Origin of the sequence: Neobacillus solisequens, assembly GCF_051233465.1 — a bacterium.
Classification (GTDB): domain Bacteria; phylum Bacillota; class Bacilli; order Bacillales; family Cytobacillaceae; genus Neobacillus.
Genome location: NZ_JBKFGJ010000002.1, coordinates 294,398 through 307,227 on the forward strand (window position 1 = coordinate 294,398; position 12,830 = coordinate 307,227).

The following is a 12,830-nucleotide window of genomic DNA, read 5'->3' on the forward strand; positions in this document are numbered from 1 at the left end:
AAGTGCCTGGAGCGTAAATCAAACCCTACTTTGGAAAGCACTTTTATAGGATAAAATATTTTGGAAGTCGAAACATTTTATTGTAAAATGAATGTGGAGTAGGTTGGATATACTAAAGTTCTGTCTAATCCATATAACATAAGAGAGGGGTTATCATATGCCAAAGAGTCTCAAAGATACAACTACCTTACATAACGGAATCAAAATGCCTTGGTTTGGACTAGGGGTTTTCAAAGTCAAAGAAGGAGAAGAAGTGGTTAATTCTGTCAAGGCTGCTATTAAAAATGGTTATATCAGCATTGATACCGCTGCCGTCTATCAAAACGAAGAAGGAGTGGGAATAGGGATTAAAGAATCAGGAATTCCAAGAGAGGAACTATTTATTACCTCAAAAGTATGGAATTCTGATCAGGGCTATGAATCCACCTTGCAGGCATATGAAACAAGCTTAAAGAAATTGGGTTTGGATTACCTCGATTTATATTTAATCCACTGGCCAGGCAAAGATCGATACAAAGAAACATGGAAGGCTCTTGAAAAATTATATAAAGATGGTAAAGTCCGGGCAATCGGAGTCAGCAACTTTAATGTTCATCACTTAGAGGAATTATTAAAGGATGCTGAAATCAAGCCTATGGTCAATCAAGTGGAATTCCATCCACATTTAACACAAAAAGAACTCTTGGCATTTTGCCAAAAAGAAGGAATCCAGCTTGAAGCATGGTCACCACTAAAGCAGGGACAACTTCTGGAAGATACAACCATAAATCAAATTGCTGAAAAATACGGAAAAACGGCTGCTCAAGTAATCCTGCGTTGGGACGTACAGAATAAGGTCGTCACTATTCCAAAATCTATTAAAGAAGAGCGGATTATTCAGAATGCTGATATTTTCGATTTTGAGCTTTCAGCAGATGATATGGCTAGAATCGATGGCTTAAATAAAGATGAACGAGTTGGTCCAGATCCTGACCATTTTACCAATGGTTTCTAAACCTAAAAGAGGACGGTCACTACCCTGAATAGTGACCGTTTTTCAATAACTTATAGAAGTGCTTTAAATGCATTTCTAACGACATCACCGCGGCTGATAATCCCCACTAAAACGCCATTTCGTTCTACAGGGACTTTCTTAATTTGTTTTTTTCCTAAAAAAGCAGCAATGTTCTCAATATCTTCATTCCAAGACACAGTGAAAACTTTCTTTTTAGCAATTTCCATAACATTAAGGTTTAACAGACGTTTTTCCCGTTCTTCAAACTCTTCCTGGTCCCCTTTTATGACAAAAGTGTAATAGAAATTATCCACTACACGGTCTTCATGCTTCCCAATATAACGCAAAATATCGCCATCACTAACATAAGCAACTACTTCATTTCTATCATTAACCACAGGAAGTCCGCTGATCCGGTACTCTAAGAATTTCTCGATTACCGACCTGACTGAATCACTTTCCTTTACTTTGTGGACTTGGGTTATCATGATCTCATTTGCTTTCATAGTGTTTCCTCCTTAATCCAAATGGTTTCGAAAAGGATTGAATATAGCTATTATACTCCTAATATTTTTTTCAATCGACTACATCTCCTATAATTTTCCTCACTATTTATAAAGTATAGAAGAAAACGTGATTGCCATTTTCAAAAAAACCGACTATTGGCGAGTCTAAAGGGAGCAGATAGATTTATGGAAAAAAACGGGAAGGTAATACATTCAAGCAACTAAAAAATAGGCAGACTAAGCTGCCTATTACGAATTACATAACCTTCACTTTGAGAGGTTCTAAGAGCTCGATAAATTGTTCAAAGGGTAGTTCACAAGCGGGGTACTTTACCAATAAATCCAACATCGTCATTTTTACATTATTTATGCCTGTTTTCATTTCATTCAACTCACGTTTATGAGGGGGACAAACTGTATGTTCGGCAAGTTCATGGAGTTGCTTCTCCGTAACTTGTTCCTGTAAGTCGACACTATACGTTAACAAATCCCGCATTCGGACTGGTATATCCAGCGGAAGATGTTCTAATTTTTCTTTGTTACCAGATAGAAGGATGAGTTCATTCCCATTTAATGCGAATCGGTTAAGAGCCTTTTCTACAACATCAGAAGGATTTTGAGATAACCTCCCTTTGAAAGTTGGATGAGAAGGAGTAGCATTGTTTGCATCTTCATTCTCTTGAATAAAATGTACAGATAGTGTACTTGATGTGTCAGAGTCAACAGTCATTTCTAATCCTAAAGTATGAAAAATGTTTGGCCATAATTGACTGTGCCATTCTTCAAAATGCAGATCAAAATCTCCGCTAGCATCTCCTTGACCTTTTGGTGAAACACGGTAGGCTCCCAATTCACTCAGCTTTTCGTCTATTAGAGTTGGAACGCTTTGATAGGTGCTTGCCCAATTTGTATCACCACATCCGAATACGGCATATTTTACATTTTCTAAAGAAGCAGGTTCAGCATCCTTAAGCCATTTGACAAATTTTCTAGCATTTTTTGGAGGATTCCCATTGTAAGAGGAGGTAACTATTATCACCACACCATCCTTTGGGAGTACGCCAGCGTATTCATCGAGCGCAGCGAATTCACTCCGAAATCCTTTGAAGCGTGCTGTTAAGGATAGGTCGCGAGCCATTCCTTCAGCATTCCCCATATTCGAACCGTAAAGCACAAGAAGCGGTGTATTATGTGCATTCTTAATGGATTGTTGGTTTGCCCAAGCTTGTTTTTCAAAATACTGTTGAGTATTGTCTGTATCGCTAGCCATTAAGGCAAAATTACTTTCAGGATCACGCGGGCGGACTTTCATCGTTAATCCATCTGGTTTTAAGGTTAAGGTTTCTTTTACCTCGAGCTGATAATTTGTATGGTCAATTAATTCAAAGTGTTTTAAGATCATCCCAATTAACAGGGTAGCCTCATGCATGGCAAACTGTTGTCCGATACAAGCGCGTTGTCCATTCCCAAACGGTTTATATGCATGGTGTGGCACTTTTTTTGGATCGGAAAATCGTTCCGGTTTAAATTCTTCGACATCGTCGCCCCAAGCATCCTTATCGCGATGGAGTTTTAAATTCATTATGTTAACAACTTCACGTCTTTTTAGTGGATACTTACCGGCCAGAATCGTGTCTTCTTTGGCATAAAGCGAAAACATAGGGGCGGTTGGCCACAATCTTAGAGACTCATTTAAAATCATTCGTATATACTTAAGATTTCGCACCTGCTGGTAGGTCGGTACTGAACCAGATAAAACGCGATCCACTTCCTCATAAGCCTTTGCTAATTTTTCTGGATGTTTCATAAGAAAATACAAAGTGAATGAAAGAAGCCCACTGGTTGTTTCATGACCGGCAATTAAGAAAGTAATAATTTGATATCGGATATTTTCATCTGTTAATTTTTCACCAGTTTCGGGATCTGAACTATTCAGCATTCTTGACAGAAGATCCTCACCATCATGTTCTTCACTGGATTTACGTTCCTTGATAATTTCGTCTACTAAAGAGAACATATATTGGATATCCTGTTTAAATTGTCGTCTTTTCTTTACCATCCATTTATCCTGAATACCAAGACGATTGCTCTGATTCATTGCTTCATCAAGAGCACTGGACATACATTGAATAAATTGATGGGGTTTTTCTCTATAGAAGCTGTTAAAACGGTAGTTAAATCCACAAAGCCCAATTGTATCCAGCGTAAGCCTTGTCATATCTTCAGGAACATCGATACTTTCATCAGAATTAAGCCTGCCCCATTTTTGGATTAGTTGTACAGCAATATCCACCATCATGGAGTGATAACCCTTCATGGCACTTTGGCTGAAGCTCGGCAGCAGTATATTATGGGCTTTTTTCCAATTTTCTTCTTTCGTCCAACTCGTAAAAAGACCATCACCCGAAAAAGATCGGACCTTCTGTAACGGTGCATTCACAAGCTTATCAAAACGGGATTCATCACAGGCATCCTTGACCAATTCTCCAGAAGATATGAAAATACCTGTCCCTGTAGGGAATTTGAGTTTAAAAATTGGTCCATACTCATAGGCAAGCTTCATGATTGATTGGGATGGCTTTTGCAGGTCTAATTGTGGGAGATTCCCTAACGGACCAAAGGTTTTTGGTTGCGGAATTTCAGTCTTGTTACTATTTGTTGACACCATTAATCCTTCCTTTCTTTCTAACTTTCATTTATAATTTCGAAATAATATTTTAGTAAATTATAACATTTAAGTTGTGATAATATAAGATAACAACTAATTAAAAATTCTGACAAATTTCTACAATATTCTCTGAATTCAAAATCTCCTAATTCCTGTTAAATTGTGAAAAATAATGAAAGCGATTTCATAATTGTGAAAGTCTCACTTATTTTTTAACAAATGATGATAAAGGTTTAAGGGCATGGAAACGCAAATAAATTATTATTTTAACGTAGTAATTTCCAATGGTGTCTGTCACCATTATCAATATACAGAGAGTAATTATAAAATTAATAGTTTAAAAAGGAGACAAGTTTAAAATATATGTTATTATTGCTATGAAAGTTTTATTTTTTAAGGTGGGATAGTAAATGGAGAATAATGTAAAACGGATTGAACATGATTTTTTAGGGGAGAAAGAGATTCCTGCTGGTGTTTATTATGGAATTCAGACATTAAGAGCAGTAGAGAACTTTCCGATTACTGGGTATCGAATCCATGAAGAATTAATTAAAGCGCTTGCAATCGTGAAAAAGTCTGCAGCCATTGCTAACATGAACACAACGCGTCTATACAGTGGGCTTGGTGAAAAAATTGTTCAGGCAGCCACTGAAATTATTGAAGGTAATTGGCACGAACAGTTCATCGTAGACCCGATTCAGGGTGGTGCAGGTACTTCGATGAATATGAATGCCAACGAAGTTATAGCTAACCGTGCTCTTGAATTGATGGGACATGAGAAAGGGGCTTATAAACATTTAAGTCCAAACAGTCATGTCAATATGTCACAATCAACAAATGACGTGTTCCCTACGGCGATACATATTGCTACCCTTAAATTATTAGAAAAATTATTAGACACCATGAAAGAAATGCATAAGGTGTTTCAGGAAAAAGCAAAGCAGTTTGAAAAAGTGATCAAAATGGGACGTACTCACCTTCAAGATGCTGTACCGATCCGTCTTGGACAGGAATTTGAAGCTTACAGTCGAGTTCTAGCACGAGATATTAAACGAATTGAAGATTCCAGAAATCACTTATATGAGGTAAATATGGGAGCAACAGCAGTAGGTACTGGATTAAATGCTGACCCGAAATATATCCAAGATGTGGTAAAGCAATTAGCCGAAATAAGTGGTCTGCCGTTAGTGAATGCGGATCATTTAGTGGATGCCACCCAAAATACAGATGCTTATACAGAGGTTTCCGCTGCACTTAAGGTGTGCATGATGAATATGTCAAAAATTGCGAATGACTTAAGGTTAATGGCTTCCGGACCACGTGCAGGGTTAGCTGAAATCAGTCTTCCTGCTCGTCAACCAGGTTCATCCATCATGCCGGGAAAAGTAAATCCGGTAATGCCTGAGTTAATTAACCAAATCGCTTTCCAAGTAATCGGCAATGATCATACCATCTGTCTTGCTTCTGAAGCCGGCCAGTTAGAATTGAATGTGATGGAGCCTGTTTTAGTATTTAATCTGCTGCAATCCATCAGCATCATGAATAATGGTTTCCGCTCTTTTACAGATAATTGTTTAAGAGGCATCGAAGCCAATGCCGAGAGATTAAAGGATTACGTAGAAAAAAGTGTTGGGATCATCACCGCAGTGAATCCTCATCTAGGTTATGAAATTGCCGCCAGAATTGCACGTGAGGCAACATTAACAGGGAAGTCGGTTCGTGAACTGTGCTTGCAGCATGACGTTTTAACAGAAGAAGAATTAGACTTAATATTAAATATCTATGAAATGACCGAACCAGGCATTGCGGGAGCTTCATTATTAGATCGGGATTAAAAGTAAGGGCTGCTATGAAAAGCAGCCCTAATTTAATACCTCTGTTAATGTCACGATTTTATATCCTTTTTCCTGCAAAATCGGAATGATTTTATTAACAGCTTCGGGAGTATGGATCCCACCAATATGCATCAGAATGATATCCCCATTGCTCGCTCCTTCTTCTATTCGAGAGACGATTTCTTCAACGGATGGCTGCCTCCAGTCAATTGTATCGATGGACCATTGGATACTATATGGATAACCAGCCTCACCAACTGTTTTCAGGGCTGCATCATTAAAAGAGCCATAAGGGAAGCGAAAATACGGACGTGGTGTTTTTCCTGTAATGTTTTTGATTATTTGTTCGGCCTTTATAATATCCGCTTTAAAAGCTTCTGATGTTGTTTTAACCGCATCGGGGTGTGAATACGTGTGATTCCCAATTTCATGGCCATCTGCCACGATTTTTTTTGCATATTCCGGGAATTTTTCAACCCATTTCCCAGTGAGAAAAAAGGTAGCTTTAATGTTATATTTTCGTAGGATATCTAAAATACTGATCCCTGCAGCGTCACTGCCGGCATCAAAGGTCAGGGCAATCTCTTTTTGCTTCTCGTTGCCATTATAAATGAGTTTTGAAGAGACCGTGGCTGGTGGTGGATCTTCTTTTGGCGGTGGGGTGGTTACGGGAGGCTCAGCATTTTTTCCATAAAGGAGTAAAATTTGTCCAGCGTAGATTGCATCAGATTTTAAGTTGTTCCATTGTTTAATTTTGTCAACTGTAAGATTCGCGCGTTTCGCAATAGACCAAAGTGTGTCGCCTTTCACAACGGTATACTTTACCACTTGATCTGAAGAAATGATAATTTTATCAGTATCGGACGGGGTAGGGATCATTGGGTCATCTTTAGGTGGGGGAGTTTCCTCAGGCGGTTCTTGTCCTCCTGGGTCAGGTTTGTGCTCTCCAGGGCTTGGTCCGGGAGCTTCAGTTTTAGGTGGATTTTCAGGATTTGCTTGATTTTTGTCGTTCGGGCCCACATCAAAATAAAATAAAGTGTATAGAACACTTGCTAAACAAATTGCACTTAAAATGGAGTAAAACCATCGCATACCAGTCTTTTTAATGAAAGAAATAACAGCTAAAATGATAAATGTTGTAAATAAGATCAGCCCAACTAAAATCAGGATTTTTGTCATAAGGTTTCCCCCGATCTATTTTAGTAAGAATCCAGGGAGCATACCTAGCGTAGTTCAAAGAGAAGGATCATGCAGGATGAGGATTTCTAATTTTATTATATCATTAAGTTAAAAATGGTGCAGTTGTCCAAAAAAAAACCTGCAGTACTGTAATTTCTGCAGGGGGGAGCAATACATTATTTTTTTTCACTTTTTTTCTCGGTATTCTTATCGCTTAGGGTACGGTAGATTTGCGTATACATACTGTTTTCCACGATGTTTTCCAGGAAAAAAGGACCGATTAATTCTAGGTATTCATCATCATCAAACATTTTTTTATTTTGCAGTTCCATTTCAGCTAGACCCTCATAAGTGGTGAGTAAAGCATATGTATGATCTTTACCCGATATAGGTGTAAGGATTTCGACCTTATGATTATAATTTTCCATTCTAAATTTTTTAATCTCTCGTAAATTTTCAATTCCTTCTTTAAATTTATCTTGCTTAATGATAAACGTCTGATGGACAAGTACAGACATTCAGGCACCTCCAGTGAACTCAAACATAGATAAGTTTAATTTGGACCATTGAATGATTTTTATTCGGAAGGCTCTGTTAAAATTGTCTGTTGATTTTCGCTCCAGGTGCAAGCGGTTCGTGGGCGTTTCGGCGAGCCTCCTCGGCGCTTGCGCCTGCGGGGTCTCTCCAGAACCGTCTCCCACAGGACATTGAATTTCTTCCTGGAATTCGCCCACGCACGAAGGAAATGCGTTAGCATTTTCGAGGAGTCTTCGCACCTTCCGCTACAATCAACAGAGTGTAAAAATCAACACTGTTTTTTTACACAGCCATTCGGAAAAAAAAACCCGCTTTTTCAGCTAGCGAGTTTTTATAGGTATTATCTAAATTCTTCCCAATCAGTATAATGACCGCTGCCTTGGCACCCAGGGCATTCATAAGAATTAAAGTAAGCAAATTCATTATAAGGATAAATCGTGTAGCCGCGGCCCTCACAATCTGGGCATTTGCCTTGGTCCTTCATATCGGAGAGATGACTTTGGTATTTTGCCTCTCTCCATTGATTAAATGAACTGAGCAGTCCCATTTTTTTCACCTCATCTTTAAACTTAGTTTGGAGGAAAAATGGAATATTTATGCATCGAATGAAGAAAGAATAGTAAAGATTGTCCTAAAAAAATACTATTATGTAATAATAATTTTATGTATAAAATCCTATTTTGTTTACATTAATTGTTAAAAAAAAAGGCGAAAGGCATAATAGCCATCCACCTTTAGAAAAAAATTATTCAGTAAAGATACCCAGTTTTTTCATTCGATACTGTAGGCTTTGACGGCTTAATCCAAGTAATTTTGCTGTTCTTGAAATATTTCTGTCGTTTTTATTTAGAACATGATCGATATATGATTTTTCAAATAACTCCAATTGCTCTTTTAGCGGCACCGGTTCATCTGCCATATCGGAGATGAATGTATCGACAGAAGAGATCGGCAGCATCCGTTCTTTGAGTTGCATTTTGTTGCGGTATTGATAAGGCAGATGGGCATACTGGATGACATCTTCGTCATCCATGATATTCATGGCTGCTTCAATAATATGTTCAAGTTCACGAATATTACCATGCCATTCATATTCAAAAAAGGAATTTTCAACCTCTTTTGATAACCCCTTTACGTTCATATGGAACATATCATTATATTTTTCGATAAAATGCTGAACTAAAAGAGGAATATCGGATTTTCGATTCCGTAACGGCGGGACAAAAATGGTGACGACCCCAAGTCGATAATACAAGTCTTTCCGTAAATGATTATTGGCGATTGCATCAATGGGGTCTTCATTAATATTGGCGATGACCCTGACATCTACAGAGGTATCCTTTGTATCACCAATTCTCCTAATGGTTTTCTCCTGTAAAACCCTAAGCAGCTTCGCTTGCAGATTTAGATTCAATGAGTTTATTTCATCGAGAAGCAGTGTTCCACCTTCTGCTTGCTCAAATAAACCGGGGGTATCCATTGCACCGGTAAAAGCTCCTCGTTTGGTCCCGAATAATAGGCTTTCAATTAAATTATCTGGTAAAGCTGCGCAGTTTTGAGAAATAAACGGGCCGGACAATCGATTGCTAGCATTGTGGATGCTTTGCGAGAATAATTCTTTTCCCGTTCCAGTTTCCCCAACAATAAGGACATAGGAAGCTGTTCTGCTTGCTCGCTTTGCCGCTTCAATGACTTCTTTAATTGCTGGACTGTTGCCAATAATATGATCAAATGTATACCTGGTTGCGCCTTTATTCAAATTACCTTTCATCAGCCGTTCCAGTTTGGTTACATCTTTGGCAATCTCCACGGCCCCCAGAACATTTTCTTCATGGAAAATGGGAATCGTGTTGTTAATCGTTGTAATCTCTCTGCCTTTATTATTAAAATAGGTTTGTTTCACATTGCTGGTTTCTTTCCCCTCTTGTAAAGCTTTTACCAGCGTACTAGTTTGATTGTCTTTGAATCTAAATACATCCAGAAGATTTTTATCTATAACCTCTTGAATGTCCATAGCTTCTATCTGCATCATTTTTTTGTTATAAATAATCGTTTTTCCTGTTTCATCGACCGCATGAATCCCAACATCAACTTCATCTAAAATTCTCTTATAAAATTGATTTAGATACTCCAAATGATTCACCGACCTTTTTGTCTGTTCCATAAATTTATCTCCCTCTTAATGATCCCTTTTTGCACTATTTTAAACGAACTTAGCATTGAAATGCAAAATATTTTTGCGTTTTTAATGGTGAGAGATGAAAAAACGCAAAAAAAACTGGCATCAAATATGGCGAAAATGTGAATTTATCTACCAAAAAAAGTTGGCACGAAAAATGCAATATAGGTATTTGTACAAACAAAATGGGGGGAATAAATGAAAACGTATTCACGTGAACCATTTACAGATTATTCTTTAGAAAAAAATAAAACAGCTTTTAAAGGCCCTGATTTTTAATTGCCTCATATGCAGGCAAAAAACTACGTTTGAAATCTATAAAAATATAATTCTAAAACAAAGGGGAAATACACATGACAGCTACAACTTCTAAAACATCTAATTTAATTGAACAAACACAAAAATATGGTGCCAATAACTATCATCCACTGCCAATCGTTATTGCGAAAGCAGAAGGGGTTTGGGTAGAAAATCCTGAAGGAAACCGCTATATGGATATGCTTAGCGCCTATTCTGCCGTAAATCAGGGACATCGTCATCCAAAAATTATTCAGGCATTAAAGGAACAGGCAGATAAAGTGACATTAACATCTCGTGCCTTCCATAATGATCAGTTAGGACCATGGTATGAAAAAATTTGCAAACTAACAGAAAAAGAAATGGCTCTGCCGATGAATACCGGAGCTGAAGCTGTTGAAACTGCTCTTAAAGCGGCACGCCGTTGGGGCTATGATGTGAAAGGCATTGCAGAAAATCAAGCTGAAATTATTGCTTGTGTCGGCAACTTCCATGGCCGGACAATGGGAGCCGTGTCATTATCTTCTGATCCTGAATATAAGCGTGGATTCGGCCCAATGCTACCTGGCATCAAATTAATTCCATATGGTGATTTAGAAGCATTAAAAGCAGCCATCACTCCAAATACGGCAGCATTCTTAATGGAGCCAATCCAAGGTGAAGCCGGAATTATCTTGCCACCGGAAGGTTTCTTAAAGCAAGCCTTTGATGTATGTAAAGAAAATAATGTTTTGTTTATTGCTGATGAAATCCAAGTAGGCTTGGCACGTACTGGAAAAATGTTTGCCTGCGATTGGGAAGATGTTAAGCCGGATATGTGGATTTTGGGTAAAGCTCTTGGCGGAGGAGTATTCCCGATCTCTTGTGTTGTGGCCAATTCTGATGTACTTGGAGTTTTTAATCCAGGTTCGCACGGTTCAACTTTTGGTGGAAATCCACTCGCTTGTGCAGTCTCTATTGCCTCATTGGAAGTGTTGGAAGAAGAAAAACTTGCTGAACGTTCTCTTGAACTTGGCGAATATTTCTTGAACGAATTAAAATCTATTAAAAATCCTGTTATTAAAGATGTTCGCGGAAAAGGATTATTTATTGGAGTAGAGTTGACTGAAGAAGCAAGACCATATTGTGAACAATTGAAAGAAGAAGGCTTACTATGTAAAGAAACTCATGATACCGTTATTCGTTTCGCACCTCCATTAGTTATTTCCAAAGAGGAAATTGACTGGGCGCTTGAAAAAATTAAAAAAGTTTTAGCGTAATTTTTTATGACTATAATCAAATCCAATGAGGTGTGAACGATGACTGCAAATTCAATGACAACTGAAATTTCAAAGGAACAGCAAGAGGAAAAAGAGTCATTAAATTTATTTTATTCTACTCAAACCGTAATTCAAAAAGCATTGGGTAAACTGGGCTATCCTAACGAAATGTACGAATTATTAAAGGAACCGCTTCGCTTGTTAACCGTGAGAATTCCTGTAAGGATGGATGATGGAACGGTTAAAATTTTCACTGGATATCGCTCTCAGCACAGCGATGCTGTCGGACCAACAAAAGGTGGCGTTCGTTTTCATCCAGAAGTTAATGAAGAAGAAGTAAAGGCATTATCAATTTGGATGAGCTTAAAGTGCGGAATTACTAACTTACCATATGGTGGCGGTAAAGGCGGTATCATCTGTGATCCAAAGAAAATGTCTTTTAGAGAGCTTGAACGTTTAAGCCGAGGATATGTTCGTGCTATCAGCCAAATTGTAGGACCTACGAAAGATATTCCAGCACCAGATGTATACACAAACTCACAAATCATGGCTTGGATGATGGACGAATACAGTCGTTTACGGGAATTCGACTCTCCGGGATTTATTACCGGAAAACCGATTGTTTTGGGTGGTTCTCAAGGTCGTGAAACAGCTACAGCCCGTGGTGTAACGATCTGTATTGATGAAGCTGCTAAGAAAAAAGGGTTTAACATACAAGGTGCTCGCGTCGTTATCCAAGGCTTCGGAAATGCAGGTAGTTATTTGGCGAAATTTATGCATGATGCTGGTGCAAAAGTAATTGCTGTTTCTGATGTATACGGTGCTGTTCATGATCCAAATGGTCTTGATATCGATTATTTACTTGATCGCAGAGACAGCTTTGGTACGTTCTCTCAACTATTTAAAAATACGATTTCCAATAAAGAGTTGTTGGAATTGGATTGTGATATTCTCGTTCCTGCGGCAATTTCCAATCAGATTACTGTTGAAAATGCTGCTAATATTAAGGCGAAAATTGTTGTAGAAGCAGCAAATGGGCCAACAACACTTGAAGCGACAAAGATTCTTTCAGAACGTGGTGTTCTACTCGTTCCGGATATTTTGGCTAGTGCAGGCGGTGTGACAGTTTCCTACTTCGAATGGGTACAGAATAATCAAGGTTATTATTGGACGGAAGAAGAGGTAGATGAAAAACTAGTTAAGGTTATGGTTCATTCATTTGAAACTATTTATGAAACAGCTCAAAAACATCAAGTTGATATGAGATTAGCAGCCTATATGGTCGGTATTAGAAAGATGGCGGAAGCAGCAAGCTTCAGAGGCTGGGTATAATGAAACGCTCTTTCCATTTCGATGGGAAGAGCATTTTTTTGCAT

The 12,830-nt window shown here is 38.2% G+C and carries 10 protein-coding genes; 4 read left to right on the plus strand and 6 right to left on the minus strand.

Features of this window, described 5'->3' with window-relative positions; all coding sequences use genetic code 11:
- Positions 1-157: 157 nt before the first annotated feature.
- Positions 158-994 carry an aldo/keto reductase gene (locus tag ACI3K6_RS01960; RefSeq protein WP_435553479.1) on the plus strand — a complete coding sequence of 279 codons (837 nt, stop codon included), beginning with the start codon at positions 158-160 and terminating at the stop codon, positions 992-994.
- A 50-nt stretch (positions 995-1,044) separates the two neighbouring features.
- On the opposite strand, the gene ACI3K6_RS01965 is transcribed toward ACI3K6_RS01960, so the two are convergent.
- Both ACI3K6_RS01965 and ACI3K6_RS01970 read right to left on the minus strand, forming a co-directional pair.
- The gene (locus ACI3K6_RS01965; protein WP_435553480.1) at positions 1,045-1,500 is read right to left on the minus strand and encodes a CBS domain-containing protein; all 456 of its coding nucleotides are present in this window, start codon (positions 1,498-1,500) and stop codon (positions 1,045-1,047) included.
- A gap of 256 nt (positions 1,501-1,756) precedes the next feature.
- On the minus strand, positions 1,757-4,168 hold the full coding sequence (locus ACI3K6_RS01970; protein WP_435553481.1) for a cytochrome P450: 2,412 nt from the start codon (positions 4,166-4,168) through the stop codon (positions 1,757-1,759).
- Between the two features lie 410 nt (positions 4,169-4,578).
- Here ACI3K6_RS01970 and aspA point away from each other — a divergent pair, with 410 nt between their 5' ends.
- Positions 4,579-6,003 carry an aspartate ammonia-lyase gene (gene aspA, locus ACI3K6_RS01975; protein ID WP_435553482.1) on the plus strand — a complete coding sequence of 475 codons (1,425 nt, stop codon included), beginning with the start codon at positions 4,579-4,581 and terminating at the stop codon, positions 6,001-6,003.
- Between the two features lie 27 nt (positions 6,004-6,030).
- On the opposite strand, the gene ACI3K6_RS01980 is transcribed toward aspA, so the two are convergent.
- The 4 genes from ACI3K6_RS01980 to ACI3K6_RS01995 form a co-directional block, all read right to left on the minus strand.
- On the minus strand, positions 6,031-7,182 hold the full coding sequence (locus ACI3K6_RS01980) for a polysaccharide deacetylase family protein (protein ID WP_435553483.1): 1,152 nt from the start codon (positions 7,180-7,182) through the stop codon (positions 6,031-6,033).
- 176 nt (positions 7,183-7,358) lie between these two features.
- Entirely contained in the window at positions 7,359-7,700 is a 342-nt protein-coding gene (locus tag ACI3K6_RS01985; protein ID WP_335481247.1) for a hypothetical protein, read from the minus strand.
- Between the two features lie 359 nt (positions 7,701-8,059).
- Positions 8,060-8,266 (minus strand): methionine aminopeptidase, encoded by a 207-nt coding sequence (locus ACI3K6_RS01990; protein ID WP_435553484.1) that lies wholly within the window; start codon positions 8,264-8,266, stop codon positions 8,060-8,062.
- 198 nt (positions 8,267-8,464) lie between these two features.
- The gene (locus tag ACI3K6_RS01995; RefSeq protein ID WP_435553485.1) at positions 8,465-9,883 is read right to left on the minus strand and encodes a sigma-54 interaction domain-containing protein; all 1,419 of its coding nucleotides are present in this window, start codon (positions 9,881-9,883) and stop codon (positions 8,465-8,467) included.
- A gap of 368 nt (positions 9,884-10,251) precedes the next feature.
- Here ACI3K6_RS01995 and ACI3K6_RS02000 point away from each other — a divergent pair, with 368 nt between their 5' ends.
- The gene (locus ACI3K6_RS02000) at positions 10,252-11,454 is read left to right on the plus strand and encodes an ornithine--oxo-acid transaminase (protein WP_435553486.1); all 1,203 of its coding nucleotides are present in this window, start codon (positions 10,252-10,254) and stop codon (positions 11,452-11,454) included.
- A 39-nt stretch (positions 11,455-11,493) separates the two neighbouring features.
- Positions 11,494-12,786, plus strand: a complete 1,293-nt coding sequence (locus ACI3K6_RS02005) for a Glu/Leu/Phe/Val family dehydrogenase (protein ID WP_435553487.1) — start codon at positions 11,494-11,496, stop codon at positions 12,784-12,786.
- The last annotated feature ends 44 nt before the right edge of the window (positions 12,787-12,830 follow it).